The organism is Pseudomonas sp. PVC-5-1 (assembly GCF_057444345.1).
In genome coordinates, this window is the sequence record NZ_CM172024.1 from 3,973,839 (window position 1) to 3,997,865 (window position 24,027).

The window sequence follows — 24,027 nt, forward strand, 5'->3', positions numbered from 1 at the left end:
GGTGTACACAGGGGGACGGATGGGCGGGGGGAGAAATTAGCGGTGGTGAGGCTTTGGGGGCACGTGAGGGTTGCCAGGTGTTTGCCTTGAGAAATGTTGCGCCTGACATGCACCCAGCCATCTCTGCGCTTTAGAACTGAAACCACATGAAACCAATTACATTTCGCATTTGACAATCATTATCATTCTGAATAGCTTGTCGCCCGTCGTAGGAAGCTTCCCAAATTTGGGTGCGTCCTTTCCCCTCTGTGACAAGGTGATTTCCATGGCGGAACAACTATCCACAAGTAAGTGCGATTCACCATTACTGCAGGCCTTCGTCGACAACCGCAGCATTCTGGTCAAGATCGCTGCCCGCATCACCGGCTGCCGATCGCGCGCCGAAGATGTGGTGCAGGACGCCTTTTTCCGGCTCAGCGCCGCCCCGCAGATCACATCGTCGTTCAAGGCGCAGCTGAGCTACCTGTTCCAGATCGTGCGCAACCTGGCCATCGACCACTACCGCAAGCAGGCCATGGAGCTGAAATACTCCGGCAGCGAGGAGGAAGGCCTGAACGTGGTCGTGCAAAACGCCTCCCCCGAAGCCACCCACATCAACCTTGCCGCGCTGGATGACATTGCCGAGGCGCTGAACGAACTGCCCCAGCGCACCCGCTATGCCTTCGAGATGTACCGCCTGCATGGCGTGCCGCAGAAGGACATTGCCAAGGAGCTGGGAGTGTCGCCGACGCTGGTCAACTTCATGATCCGCGATGCGCTGGTGCATTGCCGCAAGACGGCCAGTCGGCAGGCCTGATCAGGCAGAGTCTGCTTCTTCGCGGGCACGCCCGCTCCCACAGATACCCACAGTGCTGACAGCCAGTGGAGATCCTGTAGGAGCGGGCTTGCCCGCGAAGAAGCCACCCCGATATCAAGCCAGTTTGCAACGATCGAAAAACCGTTCCCGCCCCAGAATCATCAACGCCGCACGCTTGTGCGGGAAGTCGAACTCCTTGTCGCAATGGAAGCACTGGTCGTGCATGTAGCCGATCATCTTGCCGTTGTCGGCACGCGGCTCGGCCACCACCCGCTGGGTGCGTGGGTCATCCAGGAACAGGTAGTGCACCAGCGCCGATAGCCAGCTGGCCACCTTGTGCGGCCCGCGGTGGCTCTCCTCCCCCACCAGCATGTGGATGCCACGGTCGTAGTCATCGGCCGGGTAGAACGGCGCAATGCGGTCTTCCTTGGCCCAGTACGCCTCGAAGTAGGCAAACGGCTGGTCATCGAAGCAACCGATCAGCGTCAGGGCATGCGGGTCGGCCTCGAGCTTGCCCAGGTATTCGCGATGCTGCGCAAGGGTGCCACCCTCCTGCCAGAACGCCTCCACCCGCGGGTTGTTCTGCCAGCGGTTGAAGCGCTCCAGGTCATGCTCGATCTCCAAGGTACGCAGCGATACCCAACTGCCCAGGCGCGTATCGAAGCGCCGGTACACCTCGCCACGAGGCTTGGGCGCGCGGCGTGGGTGGCGCTTGCCGTTGCTGATCTGCATCTGCTGTGGGTAGGCCACGCTGGCCGACTCGCCCAGCCACGGCTGTGGCAGCTGCCAGAACAGCGCCCGCTCGCACAGGTATTGGCCAGGCTGCTCGCCGGCCAGCAGCAGGCCACTGGTCAATGCCTGAGGCAATGGCTCGGGCAGGTGCCAGGCAAGACGCTGGCAGGCCGCATCGCGGGCCAGCAGCCAATAACAGGCGGCCCACAAGGCCACATAGGGGCGCTCGGGGCACAGCCGCTCGAGGTGGACATGCAGAGTAGCACCCATCTCCAGGCGCAACTGGATCAACGCGCGGCCTTCGAGGGACAGGCTCAGCCAGCTGTCCCCCTCCTCGGCACTGAGGCTGCGCCAGCGTGGCGCTGACTGGGGCTGTGATGCGGCATCGAACGGCATGGGCTTGACTCACGGCAATGAAGAAAAGGCTCACTGCTGAGAACGTTGCCGCATCACGGGAATTTAGTCGCGCGGGGCCGCTACCGTGATGCGGTAGGGCTCGAAGATGCGCGCCAGCTCGCCACTGTCGCGCAGGGCCCGCAGCAGCGCCGCGAACGACTGCTCGCCGATGGGCGCCCCCGGGCGCAGCAAGGCGTAGTGGTGGTAGACCTGGTCAATGCGCTGCGAGGACACCAACTGCTCCCGGCTGGCCGGGTTGCGCTCCAGGAAATCGCTGAGATAGGAACGCGTGACCAGGGCGATGTCGGCGCGGCCTGCCTGCACCATCAGCAGGTTGCTGTCGTGGGAGTAGGTCAGGGTCGCGTTGTAGGCGGTGCGCAGGTATTCGGGGTCGGAGTTGAAGCCGGCGAACGCATAGTGATAGCCATTGAACAACGCCAGGCGCTTGCCGTTCAAGTCGTCGAAGTAATGCGGGTCACCGCCATTGGCTTGGCGAGCGACGAACACCTCGGCGTCTTCCAGGCCCATGTCCACGGTCTTGTGGGGAATCTGCTGCCAGCCCCATTGCGGGTTCTCGAAAATGGCCATGTCGGTACGGCCTTGCTGGAAGTCGCCGAAACGCCGCTGAATGGACGTGGGTACCAGAACGAAGCGGTAGTGCTGCTGCGCGCGGTTGAGCGCGTCGACCAACTGCGGCAGAAGACCGGTGTCGGCACCCTGCTCCGGGCGCACGGTGTAGGGCGGAAAATGCGCCGCGCCAATCTTCACTTCAACGGTACTTGCCGCCCATGCCGGCACCGCCAGCCAGAACACGGCCAGCAGCATCAGGGAAGACAGGGCCTTCAGGCCGGTCGCTGGAGTCAAGACGGACACTCATCACGGTTCATGCCGGGGTCCGCCTAAGCTAGGCGTTTTCCGGGCCGGACACAACTGCCGGTTAGTGGCCCTTTGCGCCAAAGCTGCGGGCAAACTGCCAGGGGATGCCGGATGCCCGGAGTTTCGCTACGCTCTAGCAGGATCTGCAAGGGAGCCTGGTATGGGCCACTGGTTGGTGATCGACCTGGAAGCCACCACCGACGATGGTGGGTGGCCGGTCACAGAGATGGAAGTCATTGAAATCGGCGCAAGCCTGGTTACCCGCGATGGCCGCGAGGTCGACCACTTCCAGCGCTTCGTGAAGCCTCGGCGGCGGCCGCAGCTGACCCCGTTCTGCCGTGAGCTGACCCACATCAGCCAGGCCAGCGTGGACAGTGCCGCGTCGTTCCGCGAGGTATGGGCAAGCTTCGAGCGCTGGCTCGGGCACCACCGCGGGCAGCTTCAGGCCTGGGTCAGCTGGGGCGACTACGACCGCCAGCAGTTGCACCAGGAGTGGCAGCAGCATGGGCTGGACAGCCTGCTGCGGACCCTGCCGCACATCAACCTCAAGCAACGCTTCGCCAAGGCCCGCCACCTGCAGCGCCCCGCTGGGCTGAACGGTGCACTGCAGCTGGCCGGCATGCACTTTTGCGGGCAGCAGCACCGGGCCCTGGAAGATGCGCGCAATACCGCGCGGCTGCTGCCGTTGAGCCTGCCGGCAGACGCTACCTGAAAGCAGATGACGGAGCCGGTGGGCTTGGGCATACTGGCCAGCCCTTTTTCATCCCCCCTTTTCAGGAGTCGCCCATGTTCCAGGTCAACGAGTACTTCAACGGCACCGTCAAGTCGATCGCATTCGCGGGCGAAGAAGGCCCGGCCACTGTCGGTGTGATGGCCCCGGGCGAATACGAGTTCGGCACTGCCAAGCGCGAGATCATGCACGTGGTTTCGGGTGCGCTGACCGTGAAGCTGCCAGGTAGCGACAACTGGGAAACCTTCAACGCCGGTGACAAGTTCAATGTGGCCGCCGACAGCAAGTTCCAGCTGAAGGTGGCGGTGGATACTGCCTACCTGTGCGAGTACCGTGACTAAGCGGTAGCCTGTACCGGCCTCTTCGCGGGCATGCCCGCTCCTACAGGTTCACTACAAGCTGCGGGCCTGTGCAGTACCTGTGGGAGCGGGCAAGCCCGCGAAGAATCCAGCACTAATCTTTTAGGAAAGCTGCAACCTTCTCAGCCGCCGCCTGCAAGTGCTGCTCATGGCTGAACCCCGAGGCCTTCAGCGGCTTCAGGTCATGGTCCCCCGCCACCAGCCAGCTCACCTCGATCGCCGGCGATAACGCATACCCTGCCACCGCCTCGCGGTTACCCAGTGCATCCCGCTCGCCCTGCACGATCAACGTCGGCGTCTTCAATTCGGCCAGGTGCTCGACCCGTGGCTTTTCCGGTTTGCCCACCGCATAGAACGGATAGCCCAGGCACACCAGTGCATCCGCTTCCAGTTCATCGGCCAGCAAGCTGGCCATGCGCCCGCCCATGGATTTGCCACCCACCGCCAATTTGCCCGCGACCAAAGGTCGCACCTGCCGGTACACCTCGCGCCAGCATTCCAGCAACACCTTCTGCGGGTTCGGCGGCCGCTTGCCGCCGGCAACCCTGCGCTCGGCCATGTACGGGAACTCGAAGCGCACTACCGCTACCCCAAGCGCCGCAAGCCTTTGCGCCATTTCGTCCATGAACCCGCTGTCCATCGGCGCACCTGCGCCATGAGCCAGGATCAGGCAGCCCTTGTAGCCGTCCTTGCCCCGAACATGCGGGGGATCGCAGCGCAAGCCTGGGACATTTCCGACCTTCGCCCATTGATCCCCGTCAATACCGGCACTTTGCCCATTAATCATGCTTGCCTCGCTGTAAAGCCTGCCAAATAACCGTGGATGGGAACCCATACATGAACACAACCAGCAGTACCGCCTATAACTACAAGGTGGTCCGCCAATTCGCCATCATGACGGTGGTGTGGGGAATCGTCGGGATGGGGCTCGGCGTCTTCATCGCCGCCCAGCTCGCCTGGCCCTCCCTCAACTTCGACCTCCCCTGGACCAGCTTCGGCCGCCTGCGCCCCCTGCATACCAATGCGGTGATCTTCGCCTTCGGCGGCTGTGCGCTGTTCGCCACCTCCTATTATTCGGTGCAACGTACCTGCCAGACCACCCTGTTCGCACCGGGCCTGGCCGCGTTCACCTTCTGGGGCTGGCAACTGGTGATCCTGCTGGCGGCCATCAGCCTGCCGCTGGGTTACACCAGCTCCAAGGAATACGCCGAACTGGAATGGCCGATCGACATCCTGATCACCATCGTCTGGGTGAGCTACGCCATCGTGTTCTTCGGCACGCTGATGAAGCGCAACACCAAGCACATCTACGTCGGTAACTGGTTCTTCGGCGGCTTCATCCTCACCGTGGCGATGCTGCACGTCGTCAACAACCTGGAACTGCCGGTCAGCCTGACCAAGTCCTACTCGGTCTATGCCGGTGCCACCGATGCCATGGTGCAGTGGTGGTATGGCCACAACGCCGTGGGCTTCTTCCTGACCGCAGGCTTCCTGGGGATGATGTACTACTACGTGCCCAAGCAGGCCGAACGCCCGGTGTATTCCTATCGCCTGTCGATCGTGCACTTCTGGGCGCTGATCACCCTGTACATCTGGGCCGGCCCGCACCACCTGCACTACACCGCCCTGCCAGACTGGGCGCAGTCGCTGGGCATGGTGATGTCGCTGATCCTGCTGGCACCAAGCTGGGGCGGCATGATCAACGGCATGATGACCCTGTCCGGCGCCTGGCACAAACTGCGCAGCGACCCGATCCTGCGTTTCCTGGTGGTGTCGCTGGCGTTCTACGGCATGTCCACCTTCGAAGGCCCGATGATGGCCATCAAGACGGTCAACGCCCTGTCCCACTACACTGACTGGACCATCGGCCACGTGCACGCCGGCGCCCTCGGCTGGGTGGCGATGATCTCGATCGGCGCGCTGTACCACACCATCCCGAAAGTGTTCGGCAAGGAGCGCATGTACAGCATCGGCCTGATCAACGCGCACTTCTGGCTGGCCACCATCGGCACCGTGCTGTACATCGCCTCGATGTGGGTCAACGGCATCGCCCAGGGCCTGATGTGGCGCGCGGTCAACAGCGACGGCACGCTCACCTACTCGTTCGTGGAAACCCTGGTGGCCAGCCACCCAGGCTTCATCGTGCGCTTCGTCGGCGGTGCGATCTTCCTCAGCGGCATGTTCCTGATGGCCTGGAACACCTGGCGCACCGTGCGTTCGCCGGCGCTCGATGTCGCCCCTGCGAACGCCCAGCTGGCTTGAGGAGACCTGCCTGATGAAACATGAAGTCATCGAGAAAAACGTCGGCCTGCTGGCCCTGCTGATGGTGTTCGCCGTCAGCATCGGCGGCCTGACCCAGATCGTCCCGTTGTTCTTCCAGGACGTCACCAACAAGCCGGTGGAAGGCATGAAGCCCTACACCGCGCTGCAGCTGGAAGGCCGCGATATCTACATCCGCGAAGGCTGCGTGGGCTGCCATTCGCAGATGATCCGCCCGTTCCGCGCCGAAACCGAGCGCTATGGCCACTACTCGGTGGCTGGTGAAAGCGTGTGGGACCATCCGTTCCTGTGGGGCTCCAAGCGCACCGGGCCGGACCTGGCCCGGGTCGGTGGCCGCTACTCGGACGACTGGCACCGTGCGCACCTGTACAACCCGCGCAACGTGGTACCGGAGTCGAAGATGCCATCGTACCCATGGCTGGTCGCCCAGCAGGTCGACAACAGCCATACCGACACCAAGATGCGCACCCTGCGCACCCTGGGCGTGCCGTACACCGACGACGACATCGCCGGGGCCCGCGATGCGGTCAAGGGCAAGACCGAAATGGATGCCCTGGTCGCCTACCTGCAGGTGCTCGGCACCGCGATCAAGAACAAGAGGTGAATGCGATGGGAATGGACATCGGCATGATCCGCGGCCTGGGCACACTGGTGGTGATGATCGCCTTCATCGGCCTCACCCTGTGGGTATTCAACCGCCGCCGCGACCGTGATTTCGCCGAAGCGCGCCTGCTGCCCTTCGTCGACGACCGCCTGCCCTCTGCCGGACAGGAACCTGCTGCAAAAAGGAGTAACGGGCAATGACCACCTTCTGGAGTACGTACATCTGCGTACTGACCATCGGTAGCCTGATTGGCCTGACCTGGCTGCTGCTCGCCACCCGCAAGGGCCAGAGCAACAACACCACCGACCAGACCATGGGCCACAGCTTCGACGGCATCGAGGAATACGACAACCCGCTGCCCAAGTGGTGGTTCTGGCTGTTCGTCGGCACCCTGGTGTTCTCGGTCGGCTACCTGATCCTCTACCCGGGCCTGGGCAACTGGAAGGGCATCCTGCCGGGCTATGAAAATGGCTGGACCGGCGCCAACGAATGGCAGAAGGAAATGGACAAGGCCGACGCAAAATTCGGCCCGATCTTTGCCAAGTACGCCGCCATGCCCGTGGAAGAAGTGGCCAAGGACCCGCAGGCACTGAAGATGGGCAGCCGCCTGTTCGCCTCCAACTGCTCGGTTTGCCATGGCTCGGATGCCAAGGGTGCCTATGGTTTCCCCAACCTCACCGACAAGGACTGGCGCTGGGGCGGCGAAGCGGAAACCATCAAGGCGTCGATCATGAACGGTCGTCACGGCGTGATGCCGGCCTGGGCCGAAGTGATCGGCGAGCAGGGCGTGGCGGATGTGGCCGCGTTCGTGCTCACCAACCTCGATGGCCGCAGCCTGCCGGAAGGGGTCAAGGCTGACGCCGCCAAGGGCAAGGAGATCTTTGCCGGCAACTGCGTGGCCTGCCACGGGCCTGAAGGCAAAGGCACCCCGGCCATGGGCGCACCAGACCTGACTCACCCGCAGGCGTTCATCTACGGATCGAGCTTTGCCCAGCTGCAGCAGACCATTCGCTATGGTCGCCAGGGTCAGATGCCGGCGCAGGCGGAGATCCAGGGCAACGACAAGGTGCACCTGCTGGCGGCGTATGTGTATAGCCTGTCGCAGGATCAAGCTTCGCCAGACCTGACTGCCAAGTAACACCCATTCGCGGGCTCGCCCGTTCCCACAGGTTAACCACAGATTTCAAGCATTGTGGTGAACCTGTGGGAGCGGGCAAGCCCGCGAAGGGCTGCAAAGCAGCCCCTCTCCCCGCTCTACCCCTCCTTGCACCCCCTCCGAACAGAACTAAGCTTGTTGCCTCAGTGGGCCTCGCTCCGAAAGGACCGAAGCAGACGCGGCGCGTAGCCTGTCGCCGTCCCGATAAAAAGCTTGACCGAACGATCAGAAAAAGGCGAAAAACGGTACACATTACAAATATTTATTTGTGTACAATCGTCCAGACCCGATCGCTGCGGGACATCAGTGAACGGGCTCGGGCACGGGTCGGCGTACCAAAGTTGCGTTGCGGTAACCCCGGTGGTTATCAATACTGGCGCCGATTTTTCGACCAACAAGAACATCAAAACCGTGGAACCTTAGCAATGAGCACAGCAATCAGTCCGACTGCTTATAACTATAAGGTCGTCCGCCAGTTCGCCATCATGACGGTGGTCTGGGGGATCCTTGGCATGGGCCTCGGCGTCTTCATCGCCTCACAGCTGGTATGGCCGCAACTGAACCTGGACCTGCCCTGGACCAGCTTCGGCCGCCTGCGCCCGCTGCATACCAACCTGGTGATCTTCGCCTTCGGGGGCTGTGCGCTGTTCGGCACCAGCTACTACGTGGTGCAGCGCACCTGCCAGACCCGGCTGATCTCCGACAGCATGGCCGCCTTCACCTTCTGGGGTTGGCAGGCGGTGATCGTCGGGGCGCTGATCACCCTGCCGATGGGCTACACCACCACCAAGGAGTACGCCGAGCTCGAGTGGCCGCTGGCGATCCTGCTGGCCATCGTCTGGGTCACCTACGGGTTGGTGTTCTTCGGCACCATCGTCAAGCGCAAGACCAAGCATATCTATGTCGGCAACTGGTTCTACGGCGCCTTCATCGTGGTTACCGCGATGCTGCACATCGTCAACCACATCTCGCTGCCGGTAAGCCTGTTCAAGTCGTACTCGGCCTACTCCGGCGCCACCGACGCGATGATCCAGTGGTGGTACGGCCACAACGCCGTGGGCTTCTTCCTCACCACCGGCTTCCTGGGGATGATGTACTACTTCGTACCCAAGCAGGCCGAACGCCCGATCTACTCGTATCGCCTGTCTATCGTGCACTTCTGGGCACTGATCACCCTGTACATCTGGGCTGGCCCGCACCACCTGCACTACACCGCCCTGCCAGACTGGGCACAGTCGCTGGGCATGGTCATGTCGATCATCCTGCTGGCGCCAAGCTGGGGCGGCATGATCAACGGCATGATGACCCTGTCCGGTGCCTGGCACAAACTGCGCACCGACCCGATCCTGCGCTTCCTGGTGGTGTCGCTGGCGTTCTACGGCATGTCCACCTTCGAAGGCCCGATGATGGCCATCAAGACCGTGAACTCGCTGTCGCACTACACCGACTGGACCATCGGCCACGTTCACGCCGGCGCCCTCGGCTGGGTAGCGATGATCTCGATCGGCGCCGTGTACCACATGATCCCGCGCCTGTATGGCCGCGAGCAGATGCACAGCGTCGGCCTGATCAACGCGCACTTCTGGCTGGCCACCATCGGTACCGTGCTGTACATCGCCTCGATGTGGGTAAACGGCATCACCCAGGGCCTGATGTGGCGCGCCATCAACGATGACGGCACCCTCACCTACTCCTTCGTCGAAGCCCTGCAGGCCAGCCACCCTGGCTATATCGTCCGCGCCCTGGGCGGTGCGTTCTTCGCCACCGGCATGCTGCTGATGGCCTACAACGTGTTCCGTACCGTACGTGCCGCCAACCCGGCACAGGCTGAGGAAGCCGCCAAGATCGTCGTCGTGGGAGCGCACTGATGAAGCATGAAGCCGTCGAGAAGAACATAGGCCTGCTGGCCTTCTTCATGGTCATCGCCGTGAGCGTCGGTGGCCTGACCCAGATCGTCCCGCTGTTTTTCCAGGACGTCACCAACAAACCCGTGGAAGGCATGAAGCCGCGCACCGCGCTGGAGCTTGAAGGCCGCGATATCTACATCCGCGAAGGCTGCGTGGGTTGCCACTCGCAGATGATCCGCCCGTTCCGTGCCGAAACCGAGCGCTACGGCCATTACTCGGTGGCCGGCGAGAGCGTGTGGGACCACCCGTTCCTGTGGGGCTCCAAGCGTACCGGGCCGGACCTGGCGCGGGTCGGTGGCCGCTACTCCGATGACTGGCACCGTGCGCACCTGTACAACCCGCGCAACGTGGTACCGGAATCGAAGATGCCGTCGTACCCGTGGCTGGTCGAGCACAAGCTCGACGGCAAGGACACCGCGAAGAAGATGGAAGTGCTGCGCACCCTCGGCGTGCCATACACCGACGCCGACATCGCCGGGGCCCGCGACGCGGTCAAGGGCAAGACCGAAATGGACGCCATCGTCGCGTACCTGCAGGGTCTTGGCACCATCATCAAGAGCAAACGGTGACGCTGATGGATATCGGGATGATTCGCGGCCTGGGCACCGTCGTGGTGATGGTGGCATTCGTGGGCCTGGCGCTGTGGGTGTTCAACCCACGGCGCAAGAAGGACTTCGACGAAGCGACCCAACTGCCCTTCGCGGATGACCCCGAGGCCTGCCGCCACGTCGAGCAAGAGCACGCAAAAGCTTCTGGGAGCAAAAAACAATGACAACCTTCTGGAGTCTGTACGTTACCGTCCTGACCCTGGGCACCATCTTCTCGTTGACCTGGCTGCTGCTGTCGACCCGCAAGGGCCAGCGCGAAGAGGTCACCGACGAAACCGTCGGGCATGCCTTCGATGGCATCGAGGAGTACGACAACCCACTGCCGAAATGGTGGTTCTGGCTGTTCGTCGGCACCATCGTCTTCGCCCTCGGCTACCTGGTGCTGTACCCGGGCCTGGGCAACTGGAAAGGCGTCCTGCCAGGCTACTCATACCTGGATAACGACAAACAGACCGAGTTTTCCAACGGCCAGCCGGGCTGGACCGGCGTGCACGAGTGGGAAAAGGAAATGGCCAAGGCCGACGCCCGCTTCGGGCCGATCTTCGCCAAGTTCGCCGCCATGCCCATCACCGAGGTGGCCAAGGACCCGCAGGCCCTGAAGATGGGCGCGCGGCTGTTCGCCTCCAACTGCTCGGTATGCCACGGCTCCGACGCCAAGGGTGCCTATGGTTTCCCCAATCTTACCGACAACGACTGGCGCTGGGGCGGCGAGCCGGACACCATCAAGGCAACCATCATGGGCGGCCGCCACGGCGTGATGCCGGCCTGGGCCGAAGTGATCGGCGAGCAGGGCGTGGCCGACGTGGCTGCGTTCGTGGTCAGCAAGCTCGATGGCCGCACCCTGCCAGAGGGCGTGAAAGCCGATGCCGAAAACGGTCAGAAGATCTTCGCCGCCAACTGCGTGGCCTGCCACGGCCCCGAGGGCAAGGGCACGCCAGCCATGGGCGCGCCGAACCTGACCCATCCGCAGGCGTTCATCTACGGCTCGAGCTTTGCCCAGTTGCAACAGACCATCCGCTACGGTCGCCAGGGGCAGATGCCGGCCCAGGAGCAGCTGCAAGGGAATGACAAGGTGCACTTGCTGGCGGCTTATGTGTACAGCCTGTCGCAGCAGGCCGAACCGGCCAAGGCCGAGTAAGGCAGGCCCGGCCTCTTCGCGGGCTTGCCCGCTCCCACAGGTTCGCCACCAGTCTTGAGGTTGGTGTTATCCCTGTGGGAGCGGGCAAGCCCGCGAAGAGGCCGGCAAAGACACAGCATTTCTTGCAGGCTGATGACCTGGATCAATTGACACCTGCCATAACACGATTCATACCACGAACCCAACGCGACTAAAGGTCGCAGTGCAGCCCCGTACTGCCATCAGCGGCGTATCATGGGCCGCAGAGCGCTAGCAGATTGCGCGAGACTGCGGCCGGCATGCACTGGCTGCGGCACTTCTCCACTGCCGTGGGACTTGATGATGAGCAAGCAAATTCCGGTACATGATGTCACCCCGCCTGCCAACAAAGGGAAGGATTCCGTCGACCTCTACGCCTCCCGGGAAAAGATCTACACCCGCGCTTTCACCGGCCTGTTCCGACGCCTGCGCATGGTCGGCGGGGCTGTGCTGTTCCTGCTGTACTTCGGCACGGTGTGGTTGAACTGGGGCGGCCACCAGGCCGTGTGGTGGAACCTGCCCGAACGCAAGTTCTACATCTTCGGCGCCACCATCTGGCCGCAAGACTTCATATTGCTCTCGGGCATCCTCATCGTTGCCGCCTTCGGCCTGTTCTTCATCACCGTGTTCGCCGGCCGGGTGTGGTGCGGCTACACCTGCCCGCAAAGCGTGTGGACATGGATTTTCATGTGGTGCGAGAAGGTCACCGAGGGCGACCGCAACCAGCGCATGAAGCTCGACAAAGCCCCCATGAGCGGCAACAAGTTCCTGCGCAAGTTCGCCAAGCACAGCCTGTGGCTGCTGATCGGTTTCGTCACCGGCATGACCTTCGTCGGCTATTTCTCGCCGATCCGTGAACTGGCCATCGAATTCTTTACCGGCCAGGCCGACGGCTGGGCCTACTTCTGGGTCGGCTTCTTCACCCTCGCCACCTACGGCAACGCCGGCTGGCTGCGCGAGCAGGTGTGCGTGTACATGTGCCCCTACGCGCGCTTCCAGAGCGTGATGTTCGACAAAGACACGCTGATTGTTTCCTACGACCCGCGTCGTGGCGAAACCCGCGGCCCGCGCAAAAAGGACCTGGACTACAAGGCCGCGGGCCTGGGCGACTGTATCGACTGCACCATGTGCGTGCAGGTCTGCCCCACCGGCATCGATATCCGTGACGGCCTGCAGATCGAGTGCATCGGCTGCGCCGCATGCATCGATGCCTGTGACAACATCATGGACAAGATGAATTACCCAAGGGGGCTGATCAGCTACACCACCGAGCACAACCTGTCCGGGCAGAAGACCCACATGCTGCGCCCGCGCCTGATCGGGTATGCCGTGGTACTGCTGGTGATGATGGTCGGCCTGGCCACCGCCTTCGCCACCCGTTCGCTGGTCGGTTTCGACGTCAGCAAGGACCGCGTGCTGTACCGCGAGAACGCCCAGGGCCGGATCGAGAACGTGTATAGCCTGAAGGTGATGAACAAGGACCAGCGTGACCACGTCTACGTGCTGGACGCCACCGGCCTGCCGGGCCTGAAGCTTGAAGGCCAGCGCGAGATCCGCGTGGACGCTGGTGATATCGTCAGCCTGCCGGTGCAGCTGTCGATCGCGCCCGAGAAACTGCCATCGACCACCAACGAAATTACCTTCATCCTCAAGAGCGCCGATGACAGCGACGCCCAGGTTGAAGCCAAGAGCCGCTTCATCGGCCCACAGATCCGCTAAGAGAGATAACCCACAATGCCTGCCACCGCCGCCAGCCCCTGGTACAAGCACCTCTGGCCCTGGATCATCATCGGCATTCTCGCCACCTCGGTGTGCCTGAGCCTGACCATGGTCAGCATCGCCGTGCACAACCCGGACAACCTGGTGAACGACAACTACTACGAGGCTGGCAAGGGCATCAACCGCTCGCTGGACCGAGAACTGCTGGCGCAGACGCTGGGCCTGAAGGCCGGCGTGCACCTGGACGAGCTGACCGGCGAAGTGGACGTGCGCCTGACCGGCAACAGCGACCCGCAGAGCCTGGAGCTGAACCTGATCTCGCCAACCCAGCCGGAGAAAGACCGCAAGGTGCTGCTGAGCCGGGTCGAGGCTGGGCGCTATGTGGGGCAGCTGGAGGACAAGGTTGACGGGCGGCGCTTCGTTGAACTGCTGGGTAGCGAAGGTGGCCAGGTTTGGCGCTTGTTCGAGGAGGAAAAGGTCGAGCATGGTGTGACCTTGCAGCTGGGTGATGAAGCACTGCAAGGTGCCGAGCACCAATAATCGCACCTCCGCCGCTCCTTGTAGGAGCGGGTTTACCCGCGAATGCGTCAAACCTGAAAACATCATTGCCTGATCTGACGCATTCGCGGGTAAACCCGCTCCCACAGGTGCCGTGCCCAACCCAGCCGATTTGTTTAAGGCAATGATGTGATGACCCAGCCCACCCCCTGCTACCACTGCGCAATGCCCGTCCCCGCCGGCAGCCGCTTCAACGCCGTGGTCCTCGGTGAGCCCCGGCAGTTCTGCTGCCCCGGCTGCCAGGCAGTGGCCGAGTCGATCGTCGCCGGTGGCCTGGAACACTACTACCAGCACCGCAGCGACAACAGCGCCAACCCCGAGGCCCTGCCCAAGCAGCTACAGGACGAACTGGCCCTCTACGACCGCAGCGACGTACAGCAAACCTTCGTTCGCCATGCTGGCGACCTGGCCGAGACCACCCTGCTGGTCGAAGGCATCAGCTGCGCCGCCTGCGGCTGGCTGATCGAAAAGCACCTGCGCAACCTGCCCGGCGTCGCCGAGGCGCGCCTGAACCTGTCCAACCACCGCCTGCTGCTGAACTGGGATGACAAGCAACAGCCGCTCTCGCGCCTGCTCGCCGAGCTGCGCCAGATCGGCTACGCCGCCCACCCCTATCAGCCCGACCAGGCCGCCGAGCAACTGGCCCGCGAGAACCGCAGCGCCCTGCGCCGCCTGGGCGTGGCCGGGCTGCTGTGGTTCCAGGCGATGATGGCAACCATGGCCACCTGGCCGGAATTCAACATCGACCTGTCGCCCGAACTGCACACCATTCTGCGCTGGGTGGCGCTGTTTCTCACCATCCCCATCGTGTTCTACAGCTGCGCACCGTTCTTCAAGGGCGCGGCACGCGACCTGCGTACCCGCCACCTGACCATGGACGTTTCGGTGTCGCTGGCCATTGGCCTGGCCTTTGGCGCCGGCATCTGGACCGCCATCACCGGCAGCGGCGAGCTGTATTTCGACACCGTGGGCATGTTCGCGCTGTTCCTGCTAACTGGCCGCTACCTGGAGCGCCGCGCCCGCGAACGCACCGCCGCGGCCACTGCGCAGCTGGTCAACCTGCTGCCGGCCTCGTGCCTGCGCCTGGACGCCGTCGGCCGCAGCGAACGTATCCTGCTCAGCGAACTGCAGCGCGGTGACACGGTGCAGGTGCTGCCAGGCGCGGTAATCCCCGCCGACGGGCGCATCGTCGAAGGCCGCTCCAGCGTCGATGAATCGTTGCTGACCGGTGAATACCTGCCGCAACCACGGCGGGTCGGCGAGCGGGTCACGGGCGGTACCCTGAACGTCGAAAGCACCCTGAACGTGGAAGTCGAAGCCCTCGGCCACGACTCGCGGTTGTCGGCCATCGTCCGCCTGCTGGAACGCGCCCAGACCGAAAAACCCCGCCTGGCCGAAATCGCCGACCGGGCCTCGCAGTGGTTCCTGCTGTTCTCGCTGCTGGCCGCCGCGGCCATCGGCCTGTGGTGGTGGCACCTGGACCCGACGCGGGCGTTCTGGATCGTGCTGGCCATGCTGGTAGCGACCTGCCCTTGCGCGCTCTCCCTGGCCACGCCAACGGCGCTTACCGCAGCCACTGGCACGTTGCACAAGCTCGGCCTGCTGGTGACCCGTGGACATGTGCTGGAAGGCCTGAACCAGATCGACACGGTGATTTTCGACAAGACCGGCACGCTGACCGAAGGCCGCCTGACCTTGCGCAGCATTCGACCGCTCGGCAGCCTGCCCGCCGACCGCTGCCTGGCCTTGGCCGCAGCGCTGGAGAACCGCTCCGAACACCCCATCGCCCGTGCATTCGGCCGCACCGCCACGCCTGCTGACGACGTGCAGACCGTGCCGGGCCTGGGCCTGGAAGGGTTGGTCGAAGGCCAGCGCCTGCGCATTGGCCAGGCCACCTTCGTCTGCGCCTTGAGCGGCGCGGAAATCCCTGGCGTGCCAGAGCCGCGCGGCCAGTGGCTGCTGCTGGGCGACCGCCAGGGCCCGCTGGCCTGGTTCGGCCTGGACGACCGCCTGCGCGACGATGCCCCTGCCCTGCTGGCGGCCTGCAAGGCCCGTGGCTGGCGCACGCTGCTGCTGTCGGGCGACAGCTCGCCGATGGTTGCCGAAGTGGCCGCGCAGCTGGGCATCGACCAGGCCATCGGCGGCCTGCGCCCGGACGACAAACTGGACCGGCTGAAGGCGCTGCAGGCGGCCGGGCGCAAGGTGCTGATGCTGGGTGACGGGGTCAACGACGTGCCGGTACTGGCCGCCGCGGACATCAGCATCGCCATGGGCAGCGCCACCGACCTGGCCAAGACCAGCGCCGACGCCGTGCTGCTGTCCAACCGCCTGCAGGCGCTGGTACAGGCCTTCGAGCTGGCCCGCCGCACCCGCCGCAACATCCTCGAAAACCTGCTGTGGGCGACCCTGTATAATGGCCTGATGTTGCCGTTCGCCGCGCTCGGCTGGATCACCCCGGTATGGGCAGCCATCGGCATGTCGGTCAGTTCGCTGATCGTGGTGCTCAATGCCCTGCGCCTGACCCGCCTGCCCCCGGCATCGGGTTTGCCATCGACCGAAGCGCCCCTGCCTGGGAGGAAGTCGCCATGCCCGCCCTCTATGTCATGATCCCCGCGGCCCTGCTGCTGGTCGGCGTGGCCGTGTACATCTTCTTCTGGGCGGTGGACAGCGGCCAGTACGACGACCTGGAAAGCCCTGCCCACAGCATCCTGTTCGACGACCAGGACCCGCGCCATCAGGCGGCGGTGAAGCCTGACGACAGCAAGGCCGACACCGACAAGGAAAACCCGCCCCGTGCCTGACCTGCTGCCCCTGCTGGGCTCGGCGTTGATCCTCGGTTTGCTCGGCGGCGGCCACTGCCTGGGCATGTGCGGCGGCCTGATGGGCGCGCTGACCCTTGCCATCCCGCCTGAACAACGTGGTCGGCGCATGCGCCTGCTGCTCGTGTACAACCTTGGCCGCATTCTCAGTTATGCCTGTGCCGGCCTGCTGCTGGGCCTGGCCGGCTGGGCCGTGGCCAGCAGCCCGGCGGCGCTGGCACTGCGGCTGGTGGCGGCGCTGCTGTTGATCGCCATGGGGCTGTACCTGGCCGGCTGGTGGAGCGGGCTGACCCGCATCGAGGCGCTGGGCCGGGGACTGTGGCGGCATATTCAGCCAGTGGCGTCGCGCTTGCTACCGGTATCCAGCATGCCCCGGGCGTTGCTGCTGGGGGCGCTATGGGGGTGGCTACCATGCGGCCTTGTTTACAGCACCCTGCTGTGGGCGGCCAGTCAGGGCAATGCCGGGTACAGCGCGGCGCTGATGCTGGCGTTCGGCGTGGGGACCTGGCCGGTGTTGCTGGCCACGGGGCTGGCGGCTGAGCGAGTAAACAGGTTGTTGAAACGGCGCAGCGTGCGGGTGGCTGGCGGGGTGCTGGTGATGCTGTTTGGTATCTGGACCATGCCGGGGCCGCATCAGCACTGGTTGATGGGGCATTGAGGGGGCTGCTGTGCAGCCCAATCGCCGGCAAGCCAGCTCCCACAGGTACTGCACAAGGCTTGAGGCTTGCACGGCCCCTGTGGGAGCTGGCTTGCCGGCGATTGGGCCGCACGGCGGCCCCCGTTTGCACCGCCGATTCCCCTTGATACAAATCAACACAGGTTCCTACAGACGGCCATAGACTCCGGGGCACTGCTGCTCTTTCCGGGGACCGCCCTCATGCTCGACGACCTTCGTTGGGATACCGACCTGATCCGCCGTTACGACCTGGCCGGACCACGCTACACCTCTTACCCGACCGCCGTGCAACTGCACAGCGAAGTGGGCTCGTTCGACCTGCTCCACGCCCTGCGCGAGAGCCGTCGGGCCGCGCGCCCGCTGTCGCTGTACGTGCATGTGCCGTTCTGCGCCAACATCTGCTACTACTGCGCCTGCAACAAGGTCATCACCAAGGACCGCGGCCGCGCCGCGCCCTACCTGCAGCGCCTGGAGCAGGAAATCCAGCTGATCGCCTGCCACCTCGACCCTAAACAGCGTGTCGAGCAGCTGCATTTCGGCGGCGGTACGCCAACTTTCCTCAGCCATGTGGAACTGCGCCAGCTGATGGCCAACCTGCGCCAGCACTTCCACCTGCTGGACGACGACTCCGGCGACTATGGCATCGAGATCGACCCGCGCGAAGCCGACTGGTCGACCATGGGCCTGCTCCGCGAGCAGGGTTTCAACCGCGTCAGCCTGGGCGTGCAGGACCTCGACCCGGCCGTGCAGCGCGCGGTCAACCGCCTGCAGAGCCTGGAGCAGACCCGCACCCTGATCGAAGCCGCGCGCACCTTGCAGTTCCGCTCGATCAACCTCGACCTGATCTACGGCCTGCCCAAGCAAACCCCGGAAGGCTTTGCCCGCACCGTCGAAGAAGTGATCCGCCTGCAACCCGACCGCCTGTCGGTGTTCAACTACGCCCACCTGCCCGAGCGCTTCATGCCGCAACGGCGCATCGACAGCAATGACCTGCCCAGCGCAGCCGCCAAACTGGAGATGCTGCACGCCACCATCGACCAGCTGACCGCCGCCGGCTACCGCTACATCGGCATGGACCACTTCGCCCTGCCCGACGACGAGCTGGCCGTCGCCCAGGAAGAAGGCACCCTGCAGCGCAACTTCCAGGGCTACACCACCCATGGGCACTGCGACCTGATCGGCCTGGGCGTGTCGGCCATCAGCCAGATCGGCGACCTGTACTGCCAGAACAGCAGCGACCTCAACACCTACCAGGAGAGCCTGTCCAACGCCCAGCTGGCCACCCAGCGCGGCCTGCTGTGCAACCACGACGACCGCATACGCCGGGCGGTGATCCAGCAGCTGATCTGCCATTTCGAGCTGGATTTCGAGCCGATCGAACAGGCCTTCACCATCGATTTTCGCGGCTACTTCAACGACCTCTGGCCAGAACTGCTGACCTTGCAGCGCGACGGCCTGATCCGCCTGGACGACAAAGGCATCCGCATCCTGCCGGCCGGCCGCCTGCTGGCGCGCTCGGTATGCATGGTGTTCGACGCCTACCTGGCGATGCACAACCGCCAGCGCTTCTCGCGGGTGATCTGAACCGAGTCGTTCAACCGCATGGACAAAGTTCCTTGCCAGGCACACCATGGGCACAGCGAAGGCCCCGGCGCACACCCGCCGGGGCCGGGCCAGCTCGCACCACAACAGCGCACGCTGGCCTACAACCTATGCCGTGAGTTACCCTTACGTCTTATGTGTGCTTTCCCACAAGGATCGAATGAAAATGTCCGAGCCAGTCAAACTGCGCCCACACAACCAGGCCCATTGCAAGGACTGCAGCCTGGCCCCCCTGTGCCTGCCTCTGTCGCTCAACCTGGAAGACATGGATGCACTGGATGAAATCGTCAAACGTGGGCGGCCGTTGAAAAAAGGCGAGTTTCTGTTCCGCCAGGGCGACAATTTCGGCTCGGTCTACGCGGTACGTTCCGGCGCGCTGAAAACCTTCAGCCTCAGCGACAGCGGCGAAGAGCAGATCACCGGCTTCCACCTGCCCAGCGAGCTGGTCGGCCTGTCGGGCATGGACACCGAAGCCTACCCGGTGTCGGCCCAGGCCCAGGAAACTACCTCGGTGTGCGAAATCCCGTTCGAACGCCTCGACGAGCTGTCGGTGCAGCTACCGCAGCTACGCCGCCAACTGATGCGGGTAATGAGCCGGGAAATCCGCGACGACCAGCAGATGATGCTGCTGCTGTCGAAAAAGACCGCCGACGAGCGTATTGCCACCTTCCTGGTCAACCTGTCGGCACGCTTCCGCGCCCGCGGCTATTCGGCCAACCAGTTCCGCCTGAGCATGTCGCGCAACGAAATCGGCAACTACCTGGGCCTGGCGGTGGAAACCGTGTCACGGGTGTTCACCCGCTTCCAGCAGAATGGCCTGATCCGCGCCGAAGGCAAGGAAGTGCACATTCTCGACCCGATCCAGCTGTGCGCGCTGGCCGGCGGAGCAATGGAGGCCTGAGTCCTGCGTTTAGCGGGTATACTTGGGCATTCGTTTTCCCAGGATACCCGCAACAATGCACAGCGACGCCTTCGACCTCAAAGCCCTGATCCGCCCGGTAGTGGACTTCCCCAAACCGGGCGTGATCTTCCGCGATATCACCCCGCTGTTCCAGTCGCCGCGCGGGCTGCGCTATGTAGCCGACCAGTTCATCGAGCGCTACGTCGAAGCCGAGTTCAGCCACATCGGTGCCATGGATGCCCGGGGCTTCCTGATCGGCTCGATCATCGCACACCAACTGAACAAGCCGCTGATCCTGTTCCGCAAGCAGGGCAAGCTGCCGGCTGATGTGCTGAGCGAGGGTTACCAGACCGAGTACGGCGAAGCCTTCCTGGAAGTGCATGCCGACAGCCTGTGCGAAGGGGATTCGGTGTTGATCTTCGATGACCTGATTGCTACGGGCGGTACGCTGCTGGCAGCGGCCAACCTGGTGCGCCGGACCGGTGCGCAGGTGTTCGAGGCGGCAGCGATCATCGATCTGCCGGAGCTGGACGGGTCGCGCCGGCTGCAGGCGGCCGGGGTACCGACTTTCTGCCTGACCGAGTTTTCTCTTAGCGAGTACTGAGTTGGGTTTTGGGGCTGCTTTGCAGCCCATCGCGACACAAGGCCGCTCCTACAGGGACCGCGAATACCTGAATATTGCGCGGTGCCTGTAGGAGCGGCCTTGTGTCGCGATGGGCCGCAAAGCGGCCCCAACAATTCTGAATCAGAGCGAAATCGGCCGACGCCCCGCAAACGCATGGGCCAAGGTCCCACCATCCACCAGCTCCAGCTCGCCGCCCAGCGGCACGCCATGGGCAATCCGCGACGCCACCAGGCCCTTCTCGCTCAGCAACTGGGCAATGTAATGCGCCGTCGCCTCCCCTTCCACCGTCGGGTTGGTCGCCAGGATCACCTCGGTGAAGGTGCCCTGCTCCTCGATCCGCGCCATCAGCTGCGGAATCCCGATCGCCTCAGGCCCCAACCCGTCCAGCGGCGACAAGTGGCCCTTGAGCACGAAATAGCGACCACGGTAGCCGGTCTGCTCCACTGCATACACATCGGTCGGCCCTTCGACCACACACAACTGGGTATCGTCACGGCGCGTGTCGGCGCATTGCGGGCACAGCTCCTGCTCGGTCAGGGTGCGGCACTGACGGCAATGCCCAACCCCTTCCATGGCCTGGGTCAAGGCCTGTGCCAGGCGCAGGCCGCCGCTGCGGTCACGTTCGAGCAATTGCAGGGCCATGCGCTGGGCGGTTTTCTGGCCAACACCCGGGAGAATACGCAGGGCATCGATCAGTTGGCGGATGAGTGGGCTGAAGCTCATGGGAAAGGCCTGACAAATCAATAAGAGGCGGTTTATACCCAGCGGGGGCAGTGGCGTCAAATCAGCCATGCGCACATTGCAAGGCTTGCGCGGTCCCTGTAGGAGCGGCCTTGTGTCGCGATGGGGCGCGAAGCGGCCCCAGGTTATCAGCTTCGCAGCATGGATTGCCGGGGCTGCTGCGCAGCCCTTTCGCGACACAAGGCCGCTCCTACAAAGACCGCGCAGGCTGCAGGAACGCACAAAAAAACCGCCGCTGGTATCAGCGGCGGTTTTCGGTAACGCAAATGCCCTTAGAACGGCATCTTGAAGCCCGGCGGCAGCTGCATGCCGGCGGTCATGCTGCCCATCTTGTCCTGGCTGTTCTGCTCGACCTTGCGCACGGCGTCGTTCAGTGCCGCGGCGATCAGGTCTTCCAGCACTTCCTTGTCGTCTTCATCAGTCGACATCAGGCTCTGGTCGATGCTGACACGCTTGACGTCGTGACGACCGGTCATCACCACGCTCACCAGGCCACCACCGGACTGGCCGGTGACTTCGGCGTTGGCCAGTTCTTCCTGCATCTTCTGCATCTTTTCCTGCATCTGCTGGGCCTGCTTCATCAGGCCGGCCATGCCACCTTTCATCATGGGGGTATACCTCGATTGGGTCATGTGATGCGGCCCGGCACCGGGCCGGCCGCATGGTTATCCGTTACTGGCCCTGATTAACCAGGGCTTCTACAGGCTCAATAGTATCCTGCCGCACCTTGGCGCCGAACAACTTGATCATCTGCTGGATCAACGGATCCTGCTCGATCGAGGTGACTGCGTCCTGCTGGCGCTCGGCGCGTTTGCGCGCCGCCGCCTGGGCCGGGGTTTCCTGCTCGGGCAGGATCAGCTCGATGCGCAGGTTCAGCGTGCGCCCCAGGTGCTGGTTGAGCGCTTCGTTAAGGCGCCGTTGCTGGGTGGCGTTGAACAGCGCACCCTGGCCAGGGTCCAGGTGCAGCAACCAGTCGTCGCCATCGACGGCAATCAACGTACAGTTTGCCGCGATGTTGCCTGTCATCCCGGATACAGGCAACTGTGGGAATAATTCCAGCCATTGCAGGGCCAGGCCGGTGGCCGGCTTGGCTGCGGGCAGCGGTTCGGCTGCCGGCTTGGGTGCTTCTTCCTGGACGTGTTCGGCCAGTTCGTCCAGGTAGCTGAAGCCGACCGGGTCGCTTTCGCCGCCGTAATAGTCTTCGTCCAAGGGCGGTTCATCGTCGCGGTCCATACCCACGGCGGCATAGGCGGACGGGTCGAAGGGTGGCTCGTCGTCGTGCGCCGGGGCGGCAGGTGCCGGCGTGGGCGCAGCGGCCGGTGCAGGAGCCGGCGCAGGCTCGGCCATTACCGGTGCGGGCGTAGGCGCAGGCTCTTCCCATGGCAGGTCAACCACCTCTGCCACGGGTTCTGGTACTGGCTCAGGTTCACTGACCGGGGCAGGCTCAGCTGCCACCACAGGCTCGACTACCGGCTGTGGCGCTGGTTCGACCGGTGCGGGCGCCGGCACTTGCTGCTCGGCAACCGGTGCAACCGGCGCCACGACAGCAGCGGCCGGCGGCGCCACGGCAACCGCCGGCGCTGCCACCGGTGTTGCAGGATCAGCTGTGGCCTGGCTGATCCCCATTGGCTTTAGTACCGGCTTCGGCGCGTCGTCGGTGTCGGCGGGGCGGAACGCCAGCATGCGCAGCAGGACCATTTCGAAGCCGCCGCGCGGGTCCGGCGCAAGTGGCAGGTCACGGCGGCCGATCAGGCCCATCTGGTAATAGAACTGCACGTCCTCGGCTGGCAATGCCGAGGCCAGTGCCAGCACCCGCTCACGGTCGCCCTGGCCGTTGTCCACCGCTTCCGGCAGCGCCTGGGCAATGGCCACGCGGTGCAGCACATTGAGCATCTCGGCCAGCACGCCAGCCCAGTCCGGGCCCTGCTCGGCCAGGTTGCGCACGGCCTCGAGCAAGGCCCGGGCATCGCCTTCGAGCAGCGCCTGCAGCACCCCGTAGACTTGGCCATGATCAAGGCTGCCGAGCATAGCCCGCACATCGGCGGCCAGTACCTTGCCTTCGCCAAAGGCGATGGCCTGGTCGGTCAGGCTCATGGCGTCGCGCATCGAACCATCGGCCGCGCGCCCCAGCAGCCACAGGGCATCCGGCTCGAACGGCACGTTCTCGGCGGCCAGAACATGGCTGAGGTGCTCGACCACCCGCTCCGGGCTCATGTTCTTCAGCGAGAACTGCAGACAGCGCGACAGGATGGTGGCCGGCAGTTTCTGCGGGTCAGTGGTGGCGAGGATGAACTTGACGTAGGGCGGTGGCTCTTCCAGCGTCTTGAGCAAGGCGTTGAACGAGTGAGTCGAGAGCATGTGCACTTCGTCGATCAGGTAGACCTTGAAGCGCCCACGGCTCGGCGCGTACTGCACGTTATCGAGCAGTTCGCGGGTGTCCTCGACCTTGGTGCGGCTGGCGGCGTCGATCTCGATCAGGTCGACGAAACGGCCTTCGTCGATCTCCCGGCACACCGAGCAGGTGCCGCAGGGCGTGGAGGTGATGCCGGTTTCGCAGTTCAGGCACTTGGCGATGATACGGGCAATGGTGGTCTTGCCCACACCCCGGGTACCAGTGAACAGATAGGCATGGTGCAGGCGCTGGTTGTCCAAGGCATTGATCAAGGCCTTGAGCACATGGGTCTGGCCGACCATTTCGCGGAACGAGCGCGGACGCCATTTACGTGCAAGAACCTGATAACTCATCGAAAAACCATCGCAGCCTGATCGAGCGGAAGATCGCTAAT

The 24,027-nt window shown here is 63.9% G+C and carries 25 protein-coding genes; 19 read left to right on the top strand and 6 right to left on the bottom strand.

Going from position 1 to position 24,027, the window contains the following annotated elements:
* Positions 1–265 precede the first annotated feature (265 nt).
* A complete protein-coding gene (locus AC2T3R_RS18180; protein ID WP_015271130.1) occupies positions 266–796 on the top strand; it encodes an RNA polymerase factor sigma-70 in 531 nt (176 codons plus the stop codon).
* 114 nt (positions 797–910) lie between these two features.
* Here the strand turns inward: AC2T3R_RS18180 and AC2T3R_RS18185 are convergent, their stop codons facing one another.
* Together AC2T3R_RS18185 and AC2T3R_RS18190 are read right to left on the bottom strand one after the other, a co-directional pair.
* Positions 911–1,924, bottom strand: a complete 1,014-nt coding sequence (locus AC2T3R_RS18185) for a GNAT family N-acetyltransferase (RefSeq protein WP_015271131.1) — start codon at positions 1,922–1,924, stop codon at positions 911–913.
* Between the two features lie 63 nt (positions 1,925–1,987).
* The gene (locus tag AC2T3R_RS18190; protein ID WP_486745294.1) at positions 1,988–2,788 is read right to left on the bottom strand and encodes a substrate-binding periplasmic protein; all 801 of its coding nucleotides are present in this window, start codon (positions 2,786–2,788) and stop codon (positions 1,988–1,990) included.
* Between the two features lie 172 nt (positions 2,789–2,960).
* Between AC2T3R_RS18190 and AC2T3R_RS18195 the strand changes: the two genes are divergently transcribed.
* Together AC2T3R_RS18195 and ppnP are read left to right on the top strand one after the other, a co-directional pair.
* Positions 2,961–3,512 carry a 3'-5' exonuclease gene (locus tag AC2T3R_RS18195; RefSeq protein ID WP_003259919.1) on the top strand — a complete coding sequence of 184 codons (552 nt, stop codon included), beginning with the start codon at positions 2,961–2,963 and terminating at the stop codon, positions 3,510–3,512.
* A 74-nt stretch (positions 3,513–3,586) separates the two neighbouring features.
* Positions 3,587–3,871: a pyrimidine/purine nucleoside phosphorylase gene (gene ppnP / locus AC2T3R_RS18200; RefSeq protein WP_033699336.1), complete on the top strand. Its 285-nt coding sequence runs from the start codon at positions 3,587–3,589 to the stop codon at positions 3,869–3,871.
* A gap of 112 nt (positions 3,872–3,983) precedes the next feature.
* On the opposite strand, the gene AC2T3R_RS18205 is transcribed toward ppnP, so the two are convergent.
* Positions 3,984–4,676, bottom strand: a complete 693-nt coding sequence (locus AC2T3R_RS18205; protein ID WP_025340007.1) for an alpha/beta family hydrolase — start codon at positions 4,674–4,676, stop codon at positions 3,984–3,986.
* Positions 4,677–4,726: 50 nt separating this feature from the next.
* Between AC2T3R_RS18205 and ccoN (AC2T3R_RS18210) the strand changes: the two genes are divergently transcribed.
* From ccoN (AC2T3R_RS18210) to AC2T3R_RS18285, 16 genes are all read left to right on the top strand, one after another.
* Positions 4,727–6,151 carry a cytochrome-c oxidase, cbb3-type subunit I gene (ccoN, locus tag AC2T3R_RS18210; RefSeq protein WP_013973491.1) on the top strand — a complete coding sequence of 475 codons (1,425 nt, stop codon included), beginning with the start codon at positions 4,727–4,729 and terminating at the stop codon, positions 6,149–6,151.
* A 13-nt stretch (positions 6,152–6,164) separates the two neighbouring features.
* Complete coding sequence (gene ccoO, locus AC2T3R_RS18215) at positions 6,165–6,773, top strand: cytochrome-c oxidase, cbb3-type subunit II (RefSeq protein WP_013973492.1); 609 nt, start codon at positions 6,165–6,167, stop codon at positions 6,771–6,773.
* 5 nt (positions 6,774–6,778) lie between these two features.
* A complete protein-coding gene (locus AC2T3R_RS18220) occupies positions 6,779–6,973 on the top strand; it encodes a cbb3-type cytochrome oxidase subunit 3 (RefSeq protein ID WP_023661030.1) in 195 nt (64 codons plus the stop codon).
* Entirely contained in the window at positions 6,970–7,911 is a 942-nt protein-coding gene (ccoP, locus tag AC2T3R_RS18225; RefSeq protein ID WP_075045873.1) for a cytochrome-c oxidase, cbb3-type subunit III, read from the top strand. The genes AC2T3R_RS18220 and ccoP (AC2T3R_RS18225) overlap by 4 nt, the downstream gene beginning before the upstream one ends.
* Positions 7,912–8,354: 443 nt before the next feature.
* Positions 8,355–9,797, top strand: a complete 1,443-nt coding sequence (ccoN, locus tag AC2T3R_RS18230) for a cytochrome-c oxidase, cbb3-type subunit I (RefSeq protein ID WP_015271137.1) — start codon at positions 8,355–8,357, stop codon at positions 9,795–9,797.
* Positions 9,797–10,405 carry a cytochrome-c oxidase, cbb3-type subunit II gene (gene ccoO / locus AC2T3R_RS18235; RefSeq protein WP_013973496.1) on the top strand — a complete coding sequence of 203 codons (609 nt, stop codon included), beginning with the start codon at positions 9,797–9,799 and terminating at the stop codon, positions 10,403–10,405. The genes ccoN (AC2T3R_RS18230) and ccoO (AC2T3R_RS18235) overlap by 1 nt, the downstream gene beginning before the upstream one ends.
* Before the next feature lie 5 nt (positions 10,406–10,410).
* Positions 10,411–10,608, top strand: a complete 198-nt coding sequence (locus AC2T3R_RS18240) for a CcoQ/FixQ family Cbb3-type cytochrome c oxidase assembly chaperone (RefSeq protein WP_015271138.1) — start codon at positions 10,411–10,413, stop codon at positions 10,606–10,608.
* On the top strand, positions 10,605–11,582 hold the full coding sequence (gene ccoP, locus AC2T3R_RS18245) for a cytochrome-c oxidase, cbb3-type subunit III (protein ID WP_486744073.1): 978 nt from the start codon (positions 10,605–10,607) through the stop codon (positions 11,580–11,582). Before AC2T3R_RS18240 ends, ccoP (AC2T3R_RS18245) begins: the two co-directional genes overlap by 4 nt.
* A 321-nt stretch (positions 11,583–11,903) precedes the next feature.
* Complete coding sequence (ccoG, locus tag AC2T3R_RS18250; protein ID WP_367245357.1) at positions 11,904–13,319, top strand: cytochrome c oxidase accessory protein CcoG; 1,416 nt, start codon at positions 11,904–11,906, stop codon at positions 13,317–13,319.
* 15 nt (positions 13,320–13,334) lie between these two features.
* A complete protein-coding gene (locus AC2T3R_RS18255) occupies positions 13,335–13,859 on the top strand; it encodes a FixH family protein (RefSeq protein WP_003259657.1) in 525 nt (174 codons plus the stop codon).
* A gap of 150 nt (positions 13,860–14,009) precedes the next feature.
* Positions 14,010–16,484: a heavy metal translocating P-type ATPase gene (locus AC2T3R_RS18260; protein ID WP_486744074.1), complete on the top strand. Its 2,475-nt coding sequence runs from the start codon at positions 14,010–14,012 to the stop codon at positions 16,482–16,484.
* The gene (gene ccoS / locus AC2T3R_RS18265; RefSeq protein WP_013973501.1) at positions 16,463–16,678 is read left to right on the top strand and encodes a cbb3-type cytochrome oxidase assembly protein CcoS; all 216 of its coding nucleotides are present in this window, start codon (positions 16,463–16,465) and stop codon (positions 16,676–16,678) included. Before AC2T3R_RS18260 ends, ccoS begins: the two co-directional genes overlap by 22 nt.
* Positions 16,671–17,354: a sulfite exporter TauE/SafE family protein gene (locus AC2T3R_RS18270; RefSeq protein WP_486744075.1), complete on the top strand. Its 684-nt coding sequence runs from the start codon at positions 16,671–16,673 to the stop codon at positions 17,352–17,354. The genes ccoS and AC2T3R_RS18270 overlap by 8 nt, the downstream gene beginning before the upstream one ends.
* Positions 17,355–17,573: 219 nt before the next feature.
* Complete coding sequence (hemN, locus tag AC2T3R_RS18275; RefSeq protein ID WP_486744076.1) at positions 17,574–18,956, top strand: oxygen-independent coproporphyrinogen III oxidase; 1,383 nt, start codon at positions 17,574–17,576, stop codon at positions 18,954–18,956.
* Between the two features lie 184 nt (positions 18,957–19,140).
* A complete protein-coding gene (fnrA, locus tag AC2T3R_RS18280) occupies positions 19,141–19,875 on the top strand; it encodes a Crp/Fnr family transcriptional regulator FnrA (RefSeq protein WP_015271145.1) in 735 nt (244 codons plus the stop codon).
* A gap of 55 nt (positions 19,876–19,930) precedes the next feature.
* Positions 19,931–20,479, top strand: coding sequence for an adenine phosphoribosyltransferase (locus tag AC2T3R_RS18285; RefSeq protein WP_009683910.1), 549 nt, complete (start codon positions 19,931–19,933; stop codon positions 20,477–20,479).
* Positions 20,480–20,620: 141 nt separating this feature from the next.
* Here AC2T3R_RS18285 and recR read toward each other — a convergent pair whose 3' ends face one another.
* From recR to dnaX, 3 genes are all read right to left on the bottom strand, one after another.
* A complete protein-coding gene (recR, locus tag AC2T3R_RS18290; protein ID WP_003259670.1) occupies positions 20,621–21,223 on the bottom strand; it encodes a recombination mediator RecR in 603 nt (200 codons plus the stop codon).
* A gap of 290 nt (positions 21,224–21,513) precedes the next feature.
* Entirely contained in the window at positions 21,514–21,849 is a 336-nt protein-coding gene (locus AC2T3R_RS18295; protein WP_003259671.1) for a YbaB/EbfC family nucleoid-associated protein, read from the bottom strand.
* Between the two features lie 64 nt (positions 21,850–21,913).
* Entirely contained in the window at positions 21,914–23,986 is a 2,073-nt protein-coding gene (gene dnaX, locus AC2T3R_RS18300) for a DNA polymerase III subunit gamma/tau (RefSeq protein ID WP_486744077.1), read from the bottom strand.
* Between the last annotated feature and the right edge of the window lie 41 nt (positions 23,987–24,027).